Source organism: Alteribacter salitolerans (assembly GCF_016901055.1).
In the GTDB taxonomy this organism is placed as follows: Bacteria; Bacillota; Bacilli; order Bacillales; family Salisediminibacteriaceae; genus Alteribacter; species Alteribacter keqinensis.
Genome location: NZ_JAFEUX010000003.1, coordinates 266,219 through 286,838 on the forward strand (window position 1 = coordinate 266,219; position 20,620 = coordinate 286,838).

The following is a 20,620-nucleotide window of genomic DNA, read 5'->3' on the forward strand; positions in this document are numbered from 1 at the left end:
ATTGTGCGGGGACAGACCCCGGTGCGAATTTATACATGAAATGGGACAGAGTCACGCATGCTATAAAAATAATACTCAGCTCCGGGAGGTCTGTAGATGATGATGAGGCGTGTGTGGGGAATGCTGGCGGCAGCGATGGTAGTGACGATGTTGTTTTCACCTTATCAGGGGTTGGCAGAAGAAAGCGGCGGATTGTATCCTGAACGGCCGCCCCTGCCGGAAATAGATCCGGAACAAATGCAGATTGTGATTGTGGAAGCTGACGATGATCCGGTTGAAGCGATGGCACGGGTACAGGAGCAGCTCCCTGACACTCAGGTGCGCCGGACATTTCTGACGTTATTTAATGGTTTTTCACTTGAAATCAAACAAAAAGATATAGAGCAGCTTCAGACAATCAAAGGGGTTAAGCGAATTGATCCTGTTGCCATGTACGAGCCGTCCATGGATGAGAGCATTCCGTTTATCGGTGGAAACGAAATTCGAAGTATGCTCGATGAAGACGGCGACCGCCTTACAGGGGAAGGGATAAAGATAGGAGTAATTGATACGGGCATTGATTATCATCACCCCGACCTAAAGAAAAACTACCGGGGCGGATATGACGTGGTGGATGAAGATGATGATCCGATGGAAACGACGAAAGAAGAAGGTGTGCCGACCCTTCACGGTACGCACGTTGCAGGGATTATTGCAGCAGACGGCAGAATGCACGGCGTAGCCCCTGACGCTGAAATTTACGGGTACCGGGCACTCGGTCCGACAGGAATAGGAACCACTGAGCAGGTGATCGCTGCCATTGAAAAGGCGGTAGAAGACAAGGTGGATGTGATCAACCTGTCTTTGGGCAACACAGTAAACGGACCGGACTGGCCCACAAGCGTAGCCCTGGATAAAGCTGTAGAAGCAGGGGTTGTGGCGGTAACATCGAACGGAAACAGCGGCCCGAACCTCTGGACAGTCGGTTCACCGGGGACATCATCAAAAGCCATTTCAGTAGGGGCTTCAACACCGCCCCTCAGAATTCCCTACCTTGTTCTTGACCGGAACGAAGAACAGGAATGGGCGATCACGCCGATGATACGGGCGAAACCTTGGGACCAGAAGAGGGAAGATGAAATTGTCTATGCGGGTCTTGGCCGGAAAGAAGACTTTGATACCACTGACGTAAAAGGAAAAATCGCCATCGTTGAACGGGGTATCGTGACGTTTACCGTTAAAGCAAAGGCTGCGAAACAGGCTGGTGCGAAAGGGTTAATCGTATACAACAATCACGACGGGGAATTTGCCGGGACGCTTGAAGAAATTGTAGATCTCCCTGTGGTGAGTATGTCAAAAGAAGATGGTGAAGCACTTTTGAGTGAGCTTTCAAAGACGAATCATTCCCGGATCCGAACGGTTTATCATGAAGAGGAAGACTTTATCGCCCCATTCAGCTCAAGGGGGCCGGTAACCTATTCGTGGGATGTAAAGCCGGATCTCGTAGCACCGGGTGTGGCCATTGACAGTACCGTTCCTAAAGGGTACCTGGATATGAACGGAACGAGTATGGCAGCCCCTCACATCGCCGGTGCCGCAGCACTTGTTTTGCAAAAGCATCCCGACTGGACGCCTGATCAAGTGAAAGCAGCGCTGATGAATTCGGCCAAGCTGATCTCTGACCGTGACGGAAATGTGTATCCGCCCCATGTTCAAGGAACGGGGAGGGTGGACCTGAGTCGTGCATTAAAGGTTGAAACCTTGGTGTACCCGGGGGCAGTCAGCTTTGGGAAGTGGCTCCGGGATGATACGCGGATTGAGAAGCAGGTCAAAATTACCGTGGACAATCAATCGGATGAGAGAAAGCGGTACACGGTGGATCCACCGTTTGAAGTGCCTGATGGTATTCAGTGGAAAGTACCGTTTTCGTTTTACCTGAATCCCGGTGAAAAAAGAGAAGTGCCGATTATTATGGACGTTCTTCCTTCTGTATTCGAAGGAGGAATGTACAACGGGATCATTGAGGTGAAGAGTAAAGACGAGATCATTAACGTACCGTACCTCTTTTTTGTGGAAGAGCCTGATTACCCGCGGGTGATGGCCTTTATGCTTGAGCATACAACGGAGGAAGATGTGTATCAGTACGAAGTATACCTTCCGGGGGGCGCGGAGGAGTTCGGGATTGTTTTATACGATCCGGATACGTTCCAGTTCGTGAAGTATATCGAGGCTAAAAAGGATGTAGACCGGGGGATGCTTGAAGAAAAGCTTGAGATCCAAGGTGTGGAGCCCGGTGTTTATAAAGCACTGATTTTTGCAAGGCAGGACGGGAAGGAAGATACGATCGAGCGTGATATTATTATCGGCCAGTACCTGGGACCGTCTTCCAGCCGGTAATGGCAGAAAAAAGAGGCGTTTCGGCAGAATAAATTCGATTTTCGATAGAATAAATTCGGTTATCGGCAGAATAAAGCCGATTATCGACAGAATAAATCCGGTTACCGGAAGAATAACGCCCCGTATCGGAAGAATCAAAAAACCGGCGACCCAAATATCGCCGGTTTTATTGCTTTTATTAAATAAACGACCAGCTTTAATTTACTGAAAATTAGAACATTTATTTTCTTTGTGAATCGTCACGCAAAGAAATTAAAATTATGTATAATATGAACTGTGTCATTTTTTTAATTCCCACTAACTTAATGAGGATTCATGAAAGCGCTTTTCCTTGTGCGAAAAACTTCCATGTGTTTTTCCCCGGTTTCGATTGACACAAGAGGGGCTCTATTATACGATTACAAGGGGGATTTACCACCTTTGTACATAATTGTGTCATCGTTTTCAGTCGGCCGGGCGGAGCTTGTTATCCGGCATAAGGATTCTAAAAAGTCTGATATTTCGACGTGCTTTTTGAATCGTTCAAACAACTGTTTAACGACGTCGCAGATCGGAGGAAGAAGATGGCTGACGAACCGCAGTTCAAATCTTTGATGCGGAAGATGGCGTTAGTATCCACGATCACTTCCTACCTCATTGGTGCCATTCTTGTCGGTGTGCTCGGCGGGAGATGGCTTGACCAGCACTATGAGACAGGGGGGCTGCTTCTGGCGCTCGGGTTTGTTATCGGGCTTGGAGCAGGTGTGTACGGGATTTACCAGGTACTCAAGAGGTTTATGGGAGACGATATGTAATGGAGTTTCGCAGTACAGCAAGACGAATATCGCTTTATGCATTCGTCCTCATTGGTTTATATGCCTTGCTGGCGGTGGTCACACCCTATGAAACCGTGTTTTTCGGTCTCATACTCGGTACAGCATTCAGTCTTTTGAATCTGCTCACCACCTATGTACAAGTAAAACGAGTAAGTAACGCGGTACTTGGGAGAACCAAGTTTGCCTTTGGAACGGCAAGCAGGATCGTGACGGCAGTTGCCTGTATTCTGGTCACCGTGAACTTTCCGGATTTTTTTAATCTTGCTGGTGCGATCATAGGACTTATGAGTACCTATGCCATCATCATGATAGAACCTATTTTTCATATTAAGCGTTTACAGTGACGACGGTGTTTGTACTTCGTTGAACAAACTTAGCCGTTGCAGAAGCGAGAAAAGAGGTGAAAGTAATTGGAACATCAAGAGCTAGTGATTGAACTCTTTGGGATTTCCTGGCTTGCCATGAACGTAACGAACATGATTACCGTCACGGCAACGCTTCTTATCATCTTCCTGGTCTGTTTCTTCATGTCCAGAACCATTAAGATGTATCCGACAGGTGCCCAGAACGCCCTCGAATACCTTGTGCAGTTTGTTAAGAACATTATCAGCGCAAACATGGCCTGGGAAAAAGGGAAGAACTTTATCATGCTCGGTATTACCATTATCCTTTATGTGTTTACGGCAAATATGCTCGGTCTGCCTTTTGAGATCGTAACGGAGCCTGGACACTATGTGTGGTGGAAGTCACCGACATCCAATGCCTATCTGACATTGACATTGGCAGCCATGATCGTGTTACTCACACATTTCTATGGCGTTAAGATGAAGGGGCCGAAAGAATACACGAAAGACTATTTCCGACCTGTATTCTTCTTATTCCCATTCAAGATCATTGAGGAGATTGCCAACACTCTTACACTTGGAATGCGTTTGTTTGGTAACGTATTTGCAAAAGAGATACTCATGATCATGATTGTAGGTCTTGGAACCTCCGGAGTCCTTTGGGGGATTCTCGCATTCGCACCACTCGTAGTCTGGCAGGCATTCGGACTGTTTATCGGTTCACTCCAGGCATTCATCTTCTGTATGTTAACGATGGTGTACATGAGTCACAAAGTAAATGAAGAACATTAATTTTTGGTACCAACAGCTCTAACAAATTCATGGTAGAGCGTAAGTATAAAACTTTTTTCAGAATTCAAAGGAGGATTTTTTTAATGGGTACTATCGCTATTGGAGTAGGTATTGTTGCAGGTCTTGCAGCACTTGCGGGTGCACTTGGAGTTGCAATTGTTGTAAAGGGAACGTTGGAAGGAATCACTCGTCAGCCTGAGCTTAAAGGACAACTGCAAACAGTAATGTTCATCGGTATTCCACTTGTAGAGGCCGTTCCGATCATCGCAATCGTTATTTCGATCCTGCTATACGGACAAATGTAATAACGCCGGCGTCCTCATAGGACAAGCCGGAACTGATTTAGAACTTATATGGCGGAGAACGTTTGGATCACATACATCTTCGCCTTTCCTTATGTATGATTGAAGTAAAGGGGGCAGAACTGTGTTAGGACCATTTACAATCGTTGATGTTCTCTTCCAGCTCGCAGGTTTCGTCGTTCTCTTGCTCATCTTGAAGAAATATGCTTTCGGTCCGATTATGGACATGATGGAAAAGCGAGAGAAACACGTAGCAGAACAGATTTCTACTGCGGAAAAGAACCGCGAAGAGTCGGAAAAGTATCTTGAAGAACAGCGTGAAGCGATCAAAACTGCGAGAGCAGAAGCGAAGGAAATCGTGGAAAACGCTCGCAAGCAGGCTGAACGTCAGGAAAAAGACATTATTGCCAATGCTGAAAAGCAGGCTGAACGTAAATTGCAAGAAGCACTTGCTTCTATTAAGCAAGAAGAAGAACAAGCGATCTCTGCACTTCGTGAGCAAGTTTCGACCTTGTCTGTACTGGTTGCAACGAAGGTTATTGAAAAAGAGCTGGATGATAAAGAACAAGAGAAGCTTATTCAGGAAACTCTTAAAGAAGTGGGTCAGACGGTATGAAACGGGACCCGTTAGCGTTTCGTTACGCCAATGCTCTTTTTGATCTTGCCAAGGAGCGCGGCCAGCTCGAGCTCATTGGTGAGGAGTTGCAGGCAGTAAAGGATGTTTTTGAAGAGACGAACCTTCTTGACGAAGTGTTCAGACACCCAAGCATCACGAATGAAGAAAAGAAATCGTTGTTAAAAACGCATTTCGGTACACAGGTGTCAGGAGCGGTGATGAACCTGCTGTTCCTGCTCGTTGACCGGAAGCGCATCAGCATCATTTTGGCTGTTGCTGACGAATATAAGCGTCTTTCCTACGCATCAAGAGGCGTTGCTGAAGCCACTGTGTATACAGCAAAGCCGCTTAGCGAAGAAGAAAGACAAGCGGTGAAAGATACGTTCGCGAAGAAGACGAACACTGGGGAGCTTCTTCTTGATGAAGTAAACGATCCTGACGTCCTTGGCGGATTTAAAATCCGAATCGGTGACCGCGTCTTTGACGCAAGTGTCGCAAGTCAGCTTGAACGTATTCATAAGCGTATGATTTATGGGAACGCAAGTAGATAGGGGTGAAGCAAATGAGCATCAGAGCCGATGAAATCAGCTCTCTGATAAAGAAGCAGATTGAAGATTACCAGTCTGAAATTCAAGTAAATGAAGTCGGCACCGTAATCCGAGTTGGTGACGGGATCGCCGTTGCTCACGGACTTGAAAATGTCATGGCCGGTGAGCTTCTGGAATTCTCAAACGGTACAATGGGTATGGCCCAAAACCTTGAGGAAGATACAGTAGGTATTATTATTCTTGGACCATACGTGGACATCCACGAAGGTGACGAGGTTAAACGTACCGGACGCATCATGGAGGTTCCTGTAGGGGAAGCCCTTCTGGGACGCGTAGTAGACCCACTTGGAAACCCGCTGGACGGGCAAGGGGAAATCGAGTCAGAAAAGCGCCGTCCAATCGAAAGCCCGGCACCAGGGGTTATGGACCGTAAATCTGTACACGAACCACTACAAACAGGAATTAAAGCAATTGACTCTCTTATCCCGATCGGCCGTGGACAGCGTGAGCTTGTAATCGGAGACCGTCAAACGGGTAAAACAGCAATTGCAATTGATACAATCATTAACCAAGCAGACCAGGACATGATTTGTATTTACGTCGCGATCGGTCAAAAGGAATCTACAGTTGCAGGGGTAGTAGAAACACTACGTCAGCACGGTGCCCTTGATTACACGATCGTTGTAAGTGCGAGTGCGTCCAAGCCTGCACCACTTCTTTACCTTGCTCCTTATACAGGGGTAACAATGGGTGAGGAGTTCATGTACAACGGAAAGCACGTATTGGTTATCTACGATGACCTTTCCAAGCAAGCGGCAGCATACCGTGAGCTTTCCCTTCTGCTTCGTCGTCCTCCGGGCCGTGAAGCATTCCCGGGAGATGTTTTCTACTTGCACAGCCGTCTTCTTGAGCGTGCGGCAAAGCTTTCCGATGCAAAAGGCGGCGGTTCTTTAACTGCACTGCCATTCATCGAAACACAGGCCGGAGATATCTCTGCCTACATTCCAACAAACGTAATTTCCATTACAGATGGACAGATCTTCCTGCAGTCCAACCTTTTCTTCTCCGGTGTACGTCCGGCGATCGACGCTGGTTTATCCGTATCACGGGTAGGGGGATCTGCACAGATCAAAGCGATGAAGAAAGTTGCCGGTACGCTGCGTCTTGACTTAGCGTCCTACCGTGAGCTTGAAGCATTCGCCCAGTTCGGTTCCGACCTTGATAAATCCACTCAGGCGAAACTGAACCGTGGTGCCCGTACTGTAGAAGTTCTTAAACAAGGCCTTCACCAGCCATTAGCTGTAGAGAAACAAGTTGTGATTCTCTTTGCTCTTACAAAAGGCTTCCTTGATGATGTTGCTGTTGAGGATGTACAACGCTTTGAAGCGGACATGTACAGCTACCTTGAGCACAACAACAAGGATCTCTTGGATCACATCCGCACGACAGGAAACCTTCCTGAAGATGCTGATCTCAGAAAAGCGATCGAAGACTTCAAAAAGACATTTAACGCTTAATAAAAGATTGGGAGCGGCTGTCTCCATTTCAGCCGCTCCGTCCCTGAGAAGGACGATCGACCGTTAAGCGGCAGGCTGTGAGGTTACGAGGGTAACAGTGTCAATGACACACAGCCGGGTCGGAAAGAACAGACGCCCTTTTGCCCGGAAAAAGAGGACAGCGAGTTTTGAAAAAAAGGTGGTGAAGTACGATGGCCTCTCTTAGAGATATAAAGTCTAAAATTACGTCTACAAAAAAGACGAAACAGATTACCAAAGCGATGCAGATGGTTTCTGCTGCCAAGCTGAACAAGGCGCAGAACAAAGCTCAGTCGTTTTGGCCATACACACAGAAGATTCGTGATGTTGTTATGAGTATCGCTACAGGAACCGGGGCATCCCACCCGATGCTTGAGGCCCGTGACGAAGTGAAAAAGACAGCTTATCTTGTCATCACATCGGATCGCGGTCTTTGCGGTGCCTACAACAGCGGTCTGTTAAGACACACGATGAATACGATTAACGAGCGGCACAAGTCCCAGGATGAATACGGGATTATCGTGATTGGAAAAATCGGACGTGATTTCTTCAAGAAGCGTAACATGCCAATCTACCAGGAAATTGTAAGTATTTCCGATCAGCCAAGCTATGCAGACATTAAAAATATCGCTGCCACCACTGTTGAGATGTTCACAGACGAGGTGTTTGATGAGATTTATCTCCATTACAACCACTTTGTGAGTGCCATTTCACAGGAAATCACTGAAACAAAGCTCCTTCCTCTTACGGACTTTGATGGAAGTGAGAAGGAAGCGAGCGGTGATACGCCAACGTATGAATATGAGCCGAACGAGGAAGCGATTCTTGAAAAGCTTCTTCCACACTACGCAGAAAGCTTGGTGTTCGGCGCATTATTAGATGGTAAAGCCAGTGAGTTCGGAGCGCGTATGACTGCGATGAGCGCAGCCACAGACAATGCTTCTGATATGATTGACCAGCTGAACTTGCGCTATAACCGTGCAAGACAGGCCGCGATTACGCAGGAGATCAATGAAATTGTAGGTGGAGCATCAGCTCTCGAATAACGTTCATTCGTGTTCATAGGAAGTGAGGAGGAAAGATGATGAATAAAGGACGCGTCACTCAAGTAACAGGACCGGTTGTAGACGTAAAGTTCAACCGCGGAGAATTACCTGAGATCTATAACGCGATTAAAATCCAGCACAAAGCTCAATCCTCTGGTGAAGTGGACGTCGACGTAACGTTAGAGGTTGCCCTTCACCTGGGTGATGACTCCGTGCGTACGATTGCCATGGGATCCACTGACGGATTGACCCGCGGGCTGGAAGTAGTCGATACAGGTAAGCCAATCGCAGTACCAGTAGGGGACGCAACTCTCGGACGTGTATTTAACGTTCTTGGGGAAGCGATCGACCTTGGAGAGGAAGTAGCTGAAAGTGTGCAGCGTGACCCGATTCACCGCGAAGCACCGAAGTACGAGGAACTCTCCACTGAAACAGAAATCCTTGAAACAGGAATCAAAGTCGTTGACCTCTTGGCTCCTTACATCAAGGGTGGTAAGATCGGTCTCTTCGGAGGTGCCGGTGTAGGTAAAACGGTACTTATCCAGGAGCTTATCAACAACATCGCACAGGAGCACGGTGGTATTTCCGTTTTCGCAGGTGTTGGTGAGCGTACCCGTGAAGGTAACGACTTGTACCACGAAATGACGGATTCCGGCGTAATCAAGAAAACATCCATGGTATTCGGTCAGATGAACGAGCCGCCTGGTGCACGTATGCGTGTTGCCCTGTCCGGTCTTACAATGGCTGAGCACTTCCGTGATGAAAAAGGCGCCGACGTACTTCTTTTCGTTGATAACATCTTCCGATTTACGCAAGCCGGTGGTGAGGTATCCGCCTTACTCGGACGTATGCCGTCTGCCGTAGGTTACCAGCCTACACTTGCAACGGAGATGGGTATGCTTCAGGAGCGTATCACGTCTACGAAAAAAGGTTCCGTAACATCCATCCAGGCGATCTACGTACCTGCCGATGACTACACTGACCCGGCACCGGCTACAACGTTCGCCCACTTGGACGCAACAACTAACCTTGAGCGTAAACTTTCGGAGATGGGTATCTACCCGGCCGTTGACCCACTTGCGTCAACGTCCCGTGCGTTGTCCCCTGAGATCGTTGGAGAAGAGCACTACAACGTATCCCGTGAAGTTCAGCAGACGCTTCAAAAATACAAAGAGCTTCAGGACATCATCGCCATTCTTGGTATGGATGAGCTCTCTGAAGAAGATAAGCTTGTCGTACACCGAGCTCGTCGTATTCAGTTCTTCCTATCCCAGAACTTCCACGTTGCCGAGCAGTTCACAGGCCAGAAAGGTTCTTACGTACCAGTTAAAGAAACCATCCGCGGCTTCCGTGAAATCCTGGACGGCAAATACGACGACCTTCCAGAGGATGCCTTCCGTCTTGTCGGACGCATCGAAGAAGTCGTTGAAAAAGCGAAGGAAATGGAATAACAAGCCGGCATTGCGAGTGACGGCGGGGGTGGCTGGGCGGCGCTGCGTTAAAGCGGTGCCGCACCACCACGCCGGGGGTCTGACCCCGCTCCGCCTTTTTATGAGGCTGGGGAGTCACTTGTAAAAGCGGTGAAGGAGGATAAACCATGAAGACGATGCAGGTCAATGTCGTCACTCCCGATGGCAGTGTCTTCGAAGCAGAGGCCAATATGGTCAGTGTGAAAGCAGAGGAAGGTGAGCTCGGTGTTTTGCCAGGTCACATTCCCCTCGTCACACCTCTTCGCATCGGCCCTGTCCGAATCAAGCAAGACAATCAAGTCCATCTGGTGGCGGTAAACGGCGGCTTCATGGAAGTTCGCCGAGATGAAGTCAACATTCTGGCTGAATCAGCCGAATTGCCAACGGACATCGACGTCGTGAGAGCCCGTGCTGCCAAAGAGCGTGCCCAGCGTCGTCTGGACGTTGCCAAGCAGGACAACATCGACTTCCGCCGCGCGGAGCTCGCACTGAAGCGTGCGATCAACCGCCTGGAAGTATCAGGAGAATAATGTTTTAGTACAGCACCCCCGGTTCCGCATATGATGAATGCGCTGAGCCGGGGGTGTTTAGTAAGATAGTTTTTTGAAGAGAGGGGGGGGTGTCGAACCGTGGCGATTTTTGACTAATTCTCTTTAAATGGGTAGAAGTTCTGCATAAAACGTCCGAAAGTCTGCATAAACCTCTGAAAGTTCTCCATAAATCCTCCCAAACTCTGCATAAAAGCAAAAAAGTTCTCCATAAAAACCTCCCCCGAAAGGAAGTTACCTCTAAATGTTCATAAAACCCATCCAAAAACCAGCAAAACTACTCCAATACGAATCGTTAAGCAGAAGATTAGCCGATTCCCATCCTAAAAAAGAAGAAATCGTTGCAAGATACCACTCAGAAAGAAGCGGCTTTAAAGGAGAAGAGTCCATGGGATACTATCTCAACAGCCATGAACTCGAACAATGGAAAATCTTCCACAATATTAAACTCCACGACGGTTCTTCAACCTTCCAAATCGATTTCCTGCTGGTATCCCCCACACTCATATCAATTCTCGAAATCAAAAATATCTCAGGGAAGCTACGCTTCGAACCAGACCTGCAGCAAGTCATCTGGACAAATAAGCAAGGAATAGTAAAAATCCTTCCCGACTTTGTTATCCAGGTAAACACCCAGAAACGAAAACTTGCACACTGGCTTCGAAAAAATAAATACCCCAACATTTCAATTGCCCCATTGGTCATTATTACTGATCCACGCTGCCTCCTGGAAGTCCCTGACCACTGTAAAAAACACTCATCACTATCCGCTATCATAAGGAATTCTCTTTTCCCGTCCAAATTCTCAAACCTCATTGAATCACACAACGATCTTCTGTTAAAAAAACTACAGCTCAATAAACTCACCAAGCACATCCTCAGAGAAGACGTTTCTTCCGGCGAAGATGTATTAAGTAGATACGCAATCTCTTTAACTGACCTTCACACAGGGTTTTACTGCCGAAAATGCGAGAACTTCTCAAATGAAAAACGCAGACAATCATGGAGATGTATCGTCTGCGGCCAAACAATTACAACTCAGGAACCCTTGCTTCAGGCTCTGAGAGACTATAAATACTTGTTCAATCACACTATCTCAAACCAACAATTCCGTTGGTTTACGAATACATCTTCACGAGCAGATGCCTATTACCTGCTAAAAAGTTTAAACCTCCCACAACCGGCTCAAAGAAATCCACCACCTACGACCTCACCGACCTATAACTTGCCGCTCAGCCCCACGAACAAACCAACCACAACCCAACCCTTTACCAACCCAAGCCCTTTTACGCTCCGCTCAGCAAAATCCAAAACCCGTCCCAAGCACTTCGAAATTTCCACTGATAATCCTGTCCATCCACTCATACCATTTATTGAGGCACACTAAAAAGTCAGGCCTGTGCGGCAGCAAACCTCTGCACATTGCCTGACCTAAAACCACACTGCCTTGAAAAGACCCAGCCGCACCTGTCAAAAGGAGGGACCAGCCGACCATCATAGACCGCGCAAAAACGCAAAAGATGACGAACCTTGACTAAAGTTCAGATAATTCGGAATACTATAGACGGATAATTCCAAGCTTTGGTATACTTTGGGAGAGTAAGACTTGACGAATGGAGGGGAGTGACAGTATGGATTTAGCGCTTTATTACGAAAATTACACTTATGTGGTGATCTTTTTGCTGCTTGGTGTGGCGCTGCCGGTTGCAGCTTTAACTTTTGGAAGGCTAGTAAGACCGAAGAATCCTTATGAAGAAAAGCTCGTTACCTATGAAAGTGGTATAAAACCAACGGGTGACGCGCAGGTTCGCTTTCACGTCGCTTACTATATCGTTGCACTCGAATTTATCATTTTTGATGTTGAAACCGTTTTCTTATATCCGTGGGCCGTTACCCTCGACCAGCTTGGCTGGGTGGGCCTAAATGCCATGCTCATCTTCATCTTCATTTTAGCCTTAGGGCTTGCATACTCCTGGAAAAAGAAGGTGCTTGAATGGAACTAAAAGGATTTCAAGACTTAGAACGATACGACCCGAGACTCGCTGAAGACCTAAAGAGAAATGTATTTTTCACCAAAGTCGAGCAGGTAAAAGCCTGGGCCCGTACACGGTCACTATGGCCCCTCACATTTGGACTTGCCTGCTGCGCCATCGAAATGATGGGCACAGGAGCGGCGCGCTACGACTTTGACCGTTTCGGCGTTATCTTCCGTGCATCCCCGCGCCATGCGGATCTCATGATCGTCGCGGGCACCGTGACTGCTAAAATGGCACCGGTACTCAGACAGCTGTATGACCAGATGCCCGAGCCGAAATGGGTGATCGCCATGGGTTCATGCGCCACATGCGGCGGCCCTTACAAAGATGCGTACAGCGTTCTGAACGGCGTGGACAAAATCGTCCCCGTTGACGTTTATGTTCCCGGATGCCCGCCGACACCACCGGCCCTTCTCGACGGCGTCGAGCTGCTCAGGAAAAAAATCCGCGACGAAGCAGCAGGGAAGCAGGTGGTCAAAAAATGAGCGAGGAGCTTCTCGACACGATTACCCGGCGGATCGAGGGCCTTCAGGGAGAAGGCTCAGTCCTTGAAGCGACAATGAATTTTTCCAAACCGATGATCACCCTTGATACCTCACAATGGACACCGCAAGTAGCACAGCTGCTTCACAACGATCCCGAACTGAAGTTTAATTTTCTCAGCTGCCTCACAGGAATTGACTACGAAGAACACATGGAAGTTATCTATAATCTCTATTCAATACCTCACGACTATTATCTGTATGTAAAAGTAAAAACGCCACGGGACACACCGAGCGTGCAGTCAGTTCAGCCGATCTGGAAAACGGCAGACTGGCTCGAACGGGAAACGTACGACCTTTTAGGCATTGAATTCCCCGGTCACTACAACTTAAAACGCATTTTACTCGACGACGACTGGGAAGGACACCCGCTCAGAAAGGACTACGTTACAGACAAAAAAGCACTGGGACTGGATTAAGGGGGCAACAGGATGTCAATTCGCACAGAACAAATGACATTAAACATGGGGCCGCAGCACCCCAGTACACACGGGGTATTCCGGCTCATCCTCACCATCGAGGGGGAAACAATTAAACACGCCGAACCGGTCATCGGCTACCTGCACAGAGGCTCTGAAAAACTCGCAGAAGGGCTTTTGTACACCCAGTTCATACCCTACACCGACCGGCTCGATTACTTAAATGCCATGACCAACAACTACATCTACTGTGCCGGAGTGGAGGAACTCCTCGAATGGGAAATTCCCGAGCGCGCCGAGTACCTCCGCGTTCTCGTTATGGAACTGAACCGCATCGCCAGCCACCTCGTCTGGTGGGGCACATTCATGCTCGACATCGGCGCACTCAGTCCGTTCCTTTACGCCTTCCGCGACCGGGACCTCATCCTCGACCGACTGAACGAAATAAGCGGCGCACGAATGACGTTCAACTACGTCCGCATCGGCGGCGTAAAGTGGGACGCGCCAGAGGGCTGGATCGACCGGGTTAAAGAAACAGTGAAAGAGGTCCGGGAAAACATAAAAGAATACGACACGCTGGTTACGGGTAACGAAATTTTCCAGGCACGCACAATCGGTGTCGGGAAGATCAGCCAGGAGGAAGCGATCAACTGGGGCCTCTCAGGACCAATCGCGAGGGGAAGCGGGATTCGCTTTGATCTCCGTAAAGAAGAACCGTACAGCATTTATGACCGGTTTGATTTCGATATTCCTACCTTCAAGGAAGGGGACGTGTACGCCCGTTATAAAACGCGGATTGCTGAAATGCACGAATCTCTCCGGATTATCGAGCAGGCGTGCGAGCAGATTCCTGAAGGGGAAATCATTCATAAAAAAGGCAAACGGATTATGATGATCAAGCCGCCTGCCGGAGAAGTGTACAAACGCTGTGAAGCATCAAAAGGGGAGATTGGCGTTTATATCGTGAGTAACGGCAAAACCCAGCCGTACCGGGTGAAGCTCCGCCGTCCGTCCTTTGTAAACGTCCAGATTCTGCAGGAGCTTCTCATTGATGAGTCGATCGCCAATCTCGTAGCGATCTTCGGAAGCCTTGACGTGGTGCTTGGGGAGGTGGATGCGTAGTGGACCTCGTGTTCATGATCGTCTACGCCGTCTGTCTCATGCTCCTTCTTCTCGGGGCTGTCACATACGCGATCCTTTTCGAACGGAAGGTGATCGGCTATATGCAGGTGCGAATCGGCCCGAACAGGCACGGTCCATGGGGGATGCTTCAGACGGTCGCCGATGTGTCGAAACTTCTGATGAAAGAAGACGTCATCCCCCGGGCTGCAGACCGGCCGATTTTTATCCTCGCGCCGGTCGTTGCCTTCGTACCGTCGTTTGCCATTTACGCCACAATCCCTTGGAGCGAGAACCTGTACGCTGCCGACCTGAATATCGGAATTCTCTACTTCATCGGGATTTCATCCATTACAACCCTCGGCGTTGTGATGGGGGGATGGGCGTCCAACAACAAATATTCACTCATGGGGGCCATGCGAAGCGTCGCACAGGTGATCAGCTATGAGATTCCCCTCGTTTTGTCCATCGTCGGTGTGGTTATTCTCGCCGGATCGCTCAACTTCCGTGAGATTGTTTTTTACCAGGAATCGATCGGCCTGTGGCTCATCATTCCACAGTTTCTTGGTTTTCTAGTCTACATGATTGCAGCGATTGCCGAGCTGAACCGTTCACCGTTTGATTTGCCCGAAGCTGAATCGGAGCTTGTCTCCGGCTATCACACAGAATACTCCGGTTTCCGGTATGCTTTCTTCATGCTTGCTGAATATACGTACGCCATCGCCATCTCAGCCCTGGCCACAACCCTTTTCCTTGGCGGGTGGCTCGGACCGGCCTTTCTGCCTGGCGTCGTATGGTTCTTACTTAAAATGTGTGTGTTTATGTTCATCTGGTTCTGGCTCCGCGCCACTTTGCCACGCGCTAGGGTCGACCACTTAATGGGCTTCGGATGGAAAGTGCTCATCCCGCTGGCCCTCCTGAACATCGTGATAACGTCGATCATCAAAGTGTGGATGGGGTGATAACATGTTTCGACTGCTCAAAGGATTCGGCGTCACACTGAACTACTTCACGAAAAAGAAATTCACAATCCAATACCCCGAAGAAAAAGTAGAAATGCCGGAACGGTTCCGGGGCGTTCACCGCTTTTTTCCCGAAAAATGCATCGTCTGTGACATGTGCGTAAAAGTGTGTCCCACAGACGTAATCACACTGACGGGTAAAAAGAGCGAGGCGAATCCGAAAAAGAAGGTCATCGACACTTACAACATCGACTTTCAAGGGTGTATCCTCTGTGATTTTTGCACGGAAGTGTGCCCTACGAACGCGATTGTCATGACCGCCAAGTATGACAACCTGTCTTCCTACACAAGAGACGAACACTTTAAAGATATGGGATGGCTCACCGAAAACAAAGTGTTCGGAAACTACACCGAGCCCGATCCAAACGCAGAAGCAGAAAAACCGAAAAGACCCGCCCGTACCAAAACGGGGTCTGACCCTGTGAGAAAAACTTCACAAACAGAGAAAGATCCGAAAGGGGAAGCGGTGAAAGAGAAAAAGGCTCCGGTGAAGACAGAGGCTGAAGCCGAGGTTAAACCGGCTGAGGCTGGGAAAAAAGAAGCGAAGCCTTCTCAGGAAGCTACAAAGCCGGAAGTGGAAGGAAAAGCTTCGGAAGTACCACCTTCAGCTGAAGAGCCTAAGGAACGACCGGTAAAAAAAGAAGCTTCGGAAACCCCGTCAACAACGGAGGAGCCGAAAGCCTCGCCAATGAAAACTGAATCCGAAACTCCGGCAGAAGCGCCTTCCCCGGAGAAGAAAAAGAAAGAAACGGAAGAAGAAACACCGGCCGCGGAGTCAAAAGTACAGTCTGAAGAAGATTCGGCGCCAAAAGAAGCAGAAGAAGTTTCAGAGAGTAAGCGAGGTGGGGGAGAGTGAGTGCTCAAATGACGTTTTTCCTCATTTTCTCGTTTGTGATTATCGTGTGTGCCGTCCTTGTGCTGGCACTGCAGAGGATTTCCCACCGTCTTGTGGCAATGGCGTTCTGCTTTTTCGCCATAGCCGGAATGTACTTTTTACTCCGAGCCGAGTTTATCGGCATCATTCAGATCATGGTTTACGTGGGGGCCATTTCGATTCTCTTCATCTTTGGAATGATGCTCACCGATCACCGGGCGGTCGGGTTCGGACCTGATCGGAGCCGGCTCCATAAGGTGTTCAGTTTTCTCGGTGTTGCCACACTGCTCGGGGGGATGCTGTACGGAATTTTGACGGCTGATTTTGCGGTAAACGAAGAGCCGTTTGTAGGTACTGCCGAAGCCATCGGTCTTGAGCTTTACGGGAATTACCTGATTGCGTTTCAGGGTGTTGCCATCCTTCTTCTGGCTGCTCTCGTCGGTGCAATCGTCATTGCCCGGAAGGAGGCGGACTGACCATGGTTACGGTGAATTTATTTTTAGCCCTTGCGGCGATCCTGTTTTGTATCGGCTTGTACGGCGTCCTCACGAGACGCCACCTCGTTGTGGTGCTCATCTGTATCGAGCTGATGCTGAACGCCGTGAACATTAACCTGGTGGCCTTCTCGAGTATCGGACCTTTTGCCAGCATAACCGGGCAGGTGTTCACACTCTTTGTCATCACAGTGGCAGCTGCAGAGGCAGCGGTGGGACTCGCCATTTTAATTGCCCTCTACAGAAACCGTGCATCGATTGACGCCATAAAACAGGACCTCCTTCGCTGGTAGGGCAGGTCGAAAAGATAACAGAAAAGGTGATGGTATGTTACAAAACGCTTGGATCATCCCGGTTTTTCCGTTGATCGCCTTTATCGTCCTGCTCCTTTTTGGGCGGACGTTAAAACATAATGCTGCTTATGTGGGAATAGCTGCCCTGTTCCTCTCCTTTCTTTTTTCCACCATCGTACTTGTTGAACGGTGGGGAGGGGAGTCCTACACGGGGGTGGCGGAATGGATCACATTCGGTGAAAGTACGGTCATGATGGGTTATGAAGTATCGGCACTCAATGCCATGATGCTGTTTGTCGTAACGGCCGTGAGTCTTCTTGTTCACGTTTTTTCGAGACAGTACATGCTTGCCGATGACCGGGTACACGTATTTTACGCCTACCTGGGGCTGTTTTCCTTTTCAATGCTCGGCCTCGTTCTTGCCCCGAACATTTTGCAGCTGTTTATTTTCTGGGAGCTGGTAGGACTCTGTTCTTTCCTCCTGGTCGGGTTCTGGTATTTTAAACCGGAAGCAGCAGCGGCGGCGAAAAAAGCCTTTCTCGTTACGCGGATCGGGGACGTAGGGCTTTTAATCGGGCTTATCCTTTTATTCAACGCAACAGGAAGCTTTGAATACGGGGCGGCATTTGAAGCGATCAATGCCGGACTTGTATCAGACACACTTGTGACAGCAATTGCTCTATGTATCTTCCTTGGGGCCGTGGGGAAATCAGCACAGTTTCCCCTGCATGTATGGCTTCCGGATGCCATGGAGGGGCCGACGCCGGTCAGTGCCCTCATTCACGCGGCTACGATGGTAGCGGCCGGTGTGTATCTCGTTGCCGTCACGTATCCGATCTTTCAGGCATCGGGAACAGCTCTCACAGTCGTTGCCTACACCGGAGCGGTCACCGCCATTTTCGCCGCGTCAATTGCCCTTGTGAATACAGATATTAAACGGATTCTTGCCTATTCCACTGTGAGTCAGCTCGGTCTGATGATGCTCGCTCTTGGAACGGCGGGGTACGTGGCGGGTCTGTTTCATCTGATGACGCACGCGTTTTTTAAAGCGCTGCTCTTTTTAGCAGCAGGATCGGTGATTTACACCCTCCATCACAGACAGGACATCAACAAGATGGGCGGTTTGTGGAAAAAAATGAAGATTACCGCTGTGACGTTTCTGATCGGCTCACTGGCTATTGCAGGGATCTTTCCCCTCGCAGGGTTCTGGAGCAAGGAAGGCATTCTTGCGGCAGTTTGGGCAAACGGAGATGTGTTCTTGTTTGCGATTGCGATTCTTACATCGTTTATGACTGCGTTCTACATGTTCCGTCTGTTTTTCAAAGTGTTCACCGGTGAATTTCGGGGGGAGGGCAAACTTATAGAGGATGCACGGGAAAATAAAGGCTGGATGACAGTTCCCCTTATCGCTCTTGCCTTTTTCGCTGTAGTGGCGGGAATCATTAACAGTCCGTTAACCGGGTACAGTCTGGAGAGTTTCCTTACTGAAGGACTGGCACTGGGGTCACAGGCACATGGCGGACTGGGGCTGGCTGCTATTTCGCTTCTTGTTGCTGCTGCCGGTATCGGACTGGCGTGGCGGATGTACAGCGGAGCACCTGAACAAAGAGAAACCCGTTCACCTGTTTATAACGTTTTATTGAACAAATATTACATCGATGAACTGTACGACACGGTTATTGTAAAACCGACAATCGGACTCAGCCGACTGCTGTTTGCTGCTGACCGGAGATTAATAGACGGCTCTGTCAATGTTCTTGCCCGTTCCGTCAGAGGGATCGGGAGAACGGCAGGGAAGCAGCATAACGGACAGCTTCAGACATATGGACTTGTGACGGTAGTTGGAAGTCTGGCTGTAATAGCGGTTGCGTTTATCGTCAGGGGGTATTTCGGATGATTCCTAACATTCTCTCGTGGCTCGTATTTTTACCACTTGCAGGGGCTCTTATCCTGCTCGTCATCCCAAGGGAAAATAAAAACGTCATCCGCTCTCTGGCAGCGGGGACGGCTTTAATCACACTGATTCTTTCCCTTATTGTGTGGTCGGGTTTTGACAGAGGGGCTTCCAGTGCTCAGATGGGGGTGAGTTATCCCTGGATTGACTTCGGTCTCCTTCAGATCAATTATGAGCTTGGGATTGACGGTCTTTCCCTGCCGCTCCTCCTGCTCACAACCGTTGTGACGACCCTCGGAATTTTTGCATCCTTTACGATTCAGGACAGGATTAAAGAGTATTTTGTCTGGACACTCGTTCTCATGACCGGGATGCTCGGTGTGTTTACAGCACTCGATCTGTTCCTGTTCTTTCTTTTCTTTGAACTTACTCTTATTCCTATGTTTTTTATCATCGGAATCTGGGGCGGGAAAAAACGTGAATACGCCTCATTTAAATTTCTGATCTACACAGGGCTTGGGAGTGGCGTGATGTTTCTCGCTTTTATTGCCATGGCTTTCAAAGGTTCAGAGGCAATGGGGGCGGCAGAAGCCACATTCAATATGGCGGCCCTTGCAGACATTTATGCCAACCCCGCAAACCCGGAGGCGGTCAGTGCTGCTTTTAAAACAGGATTGTTTGCTGCTTTACTGCTTGCTTTCGCAGTGAAGTTGCCGATTTTTCCCCTTCACACCTGGCTTCCTGACGCGTATGCCGAAGCGCCTGTAGCAGCAACAATGGTTCTGGCCGGTGTTCTTTCAAAGCTCGGAGCCTACGGACTGCTCAGAATCGGTTATGGTATTTTACCCGATCAGGCTGTCTCGTTTGCCACATTCATTGCTGTGCTCGCAGTGATCAATATTCTATACGGTGCGTGTCTGGCGCTTGTACAGACCGATCTGAAAAAGCTGATTGCCTATGCGAGCATCAGTCATATGGGAATCATTCTTCTCGGTGCGGCTTCGTTTACGGAAGCAGGCCTTCAGGGAGCGATCTTTCAGATGGTTTCCCACGGTGTCATTACCGCTCTCCTGTTCTTCATGGTTGGAGCCATTTACGAACGGACCAAGACCCGGGAACTGTCGGAGCTCGGAGGACTGTCCAAGTCGATTCCGGTGCTCACAGGGTTTATGCTTGCTGCAGCCCTTGCATCTTTAGGACTTCCCGGACTCTCGGGATTTGTGAGTGAACTCCTTGCCTTTATCGGCATTTTCGGTGCTTCGCCGGATGTCATTCCACAGGCTGTGCCCATTGCTGTGATCGGAGCTCTTGGAATCATTCTGACGGCGGCTTACCTCCTCTGGGCGGTGCAGCGGACGGCGTTTGGGCAGCTGAATGAGAGATTTGCAGGTCTGAAGGATGCAAGGCCGGTGGAATACATTCCGATGGTCGGTCTTCTTGGAGTGAGTCTCCTGATCGGGATTTACCCGAATGTGTTAAGTGACGTGATAAACAGTACCGTAATTGACTTTGTGTCAAGGATAGGGGGGTAAAGAC

General features: G+C 49.0%; 21 protein-coding genes and 1 pseudogene. All 22 read left to right on the top strand.

What is annotated here, in order from left to right; all coding sequences use genetic code 11:
• Positions 1-96 precede the first annotated feature (96 nt).
• The 22 genes and pseudogenes from JSY36_RS07445 (at position 97) to JSY36_RS07550 (ending at position 20,616) form a co-directional block, all read left to right on the top strand.
• On the top strand, positions 97-2,376 hold the full coding sequence (locus JSY36_RS07445) for a S8 family serine peptidase (protein ID WP_272873271.1): 2,280 nt from the start codon (positions 97-99) through the stop codon (positions 2,374-2,376).
• 563 nt (positions 2,377-2,939) lie between these two features.
• Entirely contained in the window at positions 2,940-3,170 is a 231-nt protein-coding gene (locus JSY36_RS07450) for an AtpZ/AtpI family protein (RefSeq protein ID WP_122899608.1), read from the top strand.
• Entirely contained in the window at positions 3,170-3,535 is a 366-nt protein-coding gene (locus JSY36_RS07455) for an ATP synthase subunit I (protein WP_205165889.1), read from the top strand. Before JSY36_RS07450 ends, JSY36_RS07455 begins: the two co-directional genes overlap by 1 nt.
• Positions 3,536-3,601: 66 nt before the next feature.
• Complete coding sequence (atpB, locus tag JSY36_RS07460) at positions 3,602-4,327, top strand: F0F1 ATP synthase subunit A (protein ID WP_122899604.1); 726 nt, start codon at positions 3,602-3,604, stop codon at positions 4,325-4,327.
• Positions 4,328-4,410: 83 nt separating this feature from the next.
• A complete protein-coding gene (gene atpE, locus JSY36_RS07465) occupies positions 4,411-4,632 on the top strand; it encodes a F0F1 ATP synthase subunit C (RefSeq protein ID WP_122899602.1) in 222 nt (73 codons plus the stop codon).
• A gap of 121 nt (positions 4,633-4,753) precedes the next feature.
• Positions 4,754-5,245 carry a F0F1 ATP synthase subunit B gene (atpF, locus tag JSY36_RS07470; protein ID WP_122899600.1) on the top strand — a complete coding sequence of 164 codons (492 nt, stop codon included), beginning with the start codon at positions 4,754-4,756 and terminating at the stop codon, positions 5,243-5,245.
• Positions 5,242-5,796, top strand: coding sequence for a F0F1 ATP synthase subunit delta (locus JSY36_RS07475; RefSeq protein ID WP_205165890.1), 555 nt, complete (start codon positions 5,242-5,244; stop codon positions 5,794-5,796). The genes atpF and JSY36_RS07475 overlap by 4 nt, the downstream gene beginning before the upstream one ends.
• 11 nt (positions 5,797-5,807) lie before the next feature.
• Complete coding sequence (gene atpA / locus JSY36_RS07480) at positions 5,808-7,310, top strand: F0F1 ATP synthase subunit alpha (RefSeq protein WP_122899596.1); 1,503 nt, start codon at positions 5,808-5,810, stop codon at positions 7,308-7,310.
• 191 nt (positions 7,311-7,501) lie between these two features.
• Positions 7,502-8,374 (top strand): ATP synthase F1 subunit gamma, encoded by an 873-nt coding sequence (gene atpG, locus JSY36_RS07485; protein WP_122899594.1) that lies wholly within the window; start codon positions 7,502-7,504, stop codon positions 8,372-8,374.
• Between the two features lie 38 nt (positions 8,375-8,412).
• Entirely contained in the window at positions 8,413-9,825 is a 1,413-nt protein-coding gene (gene atpD, locus JSY36_RS07490) for a F0F1 ATP synthase subunit beta (protein ID WP_122899592.1), read from the top strand.
• A 146-nt stretch (positions 9,826-9,971) separates the two neighbouring features.
• On the top strand, positions 9,972-10,373 hold the full coding sequence (locus JSY36_RS07495) for a F0F1 ATP synthase subunit epsilon (protein WP_122899590.1): 402 nt from the start codon (positions 9,972-9,974) through the stop codon (positions 10,371-10,373).
• Positions 10,374-10,635: 262 nt separating this feature from the next.
• Positions 10,636-11,778 (top strand): nuclease-related domain-containing protein, encoded by a 1,143-nt coding sequence (locus JSY36_RS07500; protein ID WP_205165891.1) that lies wholly within the window; start codon positions 10,636-10,638, stop codon positions 11,776-11,778.
• A gap of 244 nt (positions 11,779-12,022) precedes the next feature.
• Positions 12,023-12,394 (top strand): NADH-quinone oxidoreductase subunit A, encoded by a 372-nt coding sequence (locus JSY36_RS07505; protein ID WP_122899586.1) that lies wholly within the window; start codon positions 12,023-12,025, stop codon positions 12,392-12,394.
• Positions 12,385-12,912, top strand: a complete 528-nt coding sequence (locus JSY36_RS07510; RefSeq protein WP_122899584.1) for a NuoB/complex I 20 kDa subunit family protein — start codon at positions 12,385-12,387, stop codon at positions 12,910-12,912. Before JSY36_RS07505 ends, JSY36_RS07510 begins: the two co-directional genes overlap by 10 nt.
• Positions 12,909-13,388 (top strand): NADH-quinone oxidoreductase subunit C, encoded by a 480-nt coding sequence (locus JSY36_RS07515; RefSeq protein ID WP_122899582.1) that lies wholly within the window; start codon positions 12,909-12,911, stop codon positions 13,386-13,388. Before JSY36_RS07510 ends, JSY36_RS07515 begins: the two co-directional genes overlap by 4 nt.
• Before the next feature lie 12 nt (positions 13,389-13,400).
• The gene (locus tag JSY36_RS07520; protein WP_122899580.1) at positions 13,401-14,510 is read left to right on the top strand and encodes an NADH-quinone oxidoreductase subunit D; all 1,110 of its coding nucleotides are present in this window, start codon (positions 13,401-13,403) and stop codon (positions 14,508-14,510) included.
• A 14-nt stretch (positions 14,511-14,524) separates the two neighbouring features.
• Positions 14,525-15,469: an NADH-quinone oxidoreductase subunit NuoH gene (gene nuoH, locus JSY36_RS07525; RefSeq protein WP_122900115.1), complete on the top strand. Its 945-nt coding sequence runs from the start codon at positions 14,525-14,527 to the stop codon at positions 15,467-15,469.
• Between the two features lie 4 nt (positions 15,470-15,473).
• Positions 15,474-15,860 (top strand): annotated as a pseudogene (locus JSY36_RS20430) (NuoI/complex I 23 kDa subunit family protein); the annotation flags it as partial.
• Between the two features lie 521 nt (positions 15,861-16,381).
• Positions 16,382-16,879, top strand: coding sequence for an NADH-quinone oxidoreductase subunit J (locus JSY36_RS07535; protein WP_122899576.1), 498 nt, complete (start codon positions 16,382-16,384; stop codon positions 16,877-16,879).
• The gene (gene nuoK / locus JSY36_RS07540; protein WP_122899574.1) at positions 16,876-17,190 is read left to right on the top strand and encodes an NADH-quinone oxidoreductase subunit NuoK; all 315 of its coding nucleotides are present in this window, start codon (positions 16,876-16,878) and stop codon (positions 17,188-17,190) included. Before JSY36_RS07535 ends, nuoK begins: the two co-directional genes overlap by 4 nt.
• Before the next feature lie 34 nt (positions 17,191-17,224).
• The gene (nuoL, locus tag JSY36_RS07545) at positions 17,225-19,087 is read left to right on the top strand and encodes an NADH-quinone oxidoreductase subunit L (protein ID WP_205165893.1); all 1,863 of its coding nucleotides are present in this window, start codon (positions 17,225-17,227) and stop codon (positions 19,085-19,087) included.
• A complete protein-coding gene (locus JSY36_RS07550; RefSeq protein ID WP_205165894.1) occupies positions 19,084-20,616 on the top strand; it encodes a complex I subunit 4 family protein in 1,533 nt (510 codons plus the stop codon). Before nuoL ends, JSY36_RS07550 begins: the two co-directional genes overlap by 4 nt.
• Positions 20,617-20,620: the final 4 nt, after the last annotated feature.

What these genes read in the sequence shown, in the direction of transcription:
- JSY36_RS07445 (WP_272873271.1), top strand. Translation starts at nt 97, where the DNA reads ATGATGATGAGGCGTGTGTGGGGAATGCTGGCGGCAGCGATGGTAGTG.
- JSY36_RS07450 (WP_122899608.1), top strand. Translation starts at nt 2,940, where the DNA reads ATGGCTGACGAACCGCAGTTCAAATCTTTGATGCGGAAGATGGCGTTA.
- JSY36_RS07455 (WP_205165889.1), top strand. Translation starts at nt 3,170, where the DNA reads ATGGAGTTTCGCAGTACAGCAAGACGAATATCGCTTTATGCATTCGTC.
- atpE (WP_122899602.1), top strand. Translation starts at nt 4,411, where the DNA reads ATGGGTACTATCGCTATTGGAGTAGGTATTGTTGCAGGTCTTGCAGCA.
- JSY36_RS07475 (WP_205165890.1), top strand. Translation starts at nt 5,242, where the DNA reads ATGAAACGGGACCCGTTAGCGTTTCGTTACGCCAATGCTCTTTTTGAT.
- atpA (WP_122899596.1), top strand. Translation starts at nt 5,808, where the DNA reads ATGAGCATCAGAGCCGATGAAATCAGCTCTCTGATAAAGAAGCAGATT.
- atpG (WP_122899594.1), top strand. Translation starts at nt 7,502, where the DNA reads ATGGCCTCTCTTAGAGATATAAAGTCTAAAATTACGTCTACAAAAAAG.
- atpD (WP_122899592.1), top strand. Translation starts at nt 8,413, where the DNA reads ATGAATAAAGGACGCGTCACTCAAGTAACAGGACCGGTTGTAGACGTA.
- JSY36_RS07495 (WP_122899590.1), top strand. Translation starts at nt 9,972, where the DNA reads ATGAAGACGATGCAGGTCAATGTCGTCACTCCCGATGGCAGTGTCTTC.
- JSY36_RS07500 (WP_205165891.1), top strand. Translation starts at nt 10,636, where the DNA reads ATGTTCATAAAACCCATCCAAAAACCAGCAAAACTACTCCAATACGAA.
- JSY36_RS07505 (WP_122899586.1), top strand. Translation starts at nt 12,023, where the DNA reads ATGGATTTAGCGCTTTATTACGAAAATTACACTTATGTGGTGATCTTT.
- JSY36_RS07510 (WP_122899584.1), top strand. Translation starts at nt 12,385, where the DNA reads ATGGAACTAAAAGGATTTCAAGACTTAGAACGATACGACCCGAGACTC.
- JSY36_RS07515 (WP_122899582.1), top strand. Translation starts at nt 12,909, where the DNA reads ATGAGCGAGGAGCTTCTCGACACGATTACCCGGCGGATCGAGGGCCTT.
- JSY36_RS07520 (WP_122899580.1), top strand. Translation starts at nt 13,401, where the DNA reads ATGTCAATTCGCACAGAACAAATGACATTAAACATGGGGCCGCAGCAC.
- nuoH (WP_122900115.1), top strand. Translation starts at nt 14,525, where the DNA reads ATGATCGTCTACGCCGTCTGTCTCATGCTCCTTCTTCTCGGGGCTGTC.
- nuoL (WP_205165893.1), top strand. Translation starts at nt 17,225, where the DNA reads ATGTTACAAAACGCTTGGATCATCCCGGTTTTTCCGTTGATCGCCTTT.
- JSY36_RS07550 (WP_205165894.1), top strand. Translation starts at nt 19,084, where the DNA reads ATGATTCCTAACATTCTCTCGTGGCTCGTATTTTTACCACTTGCAGGG.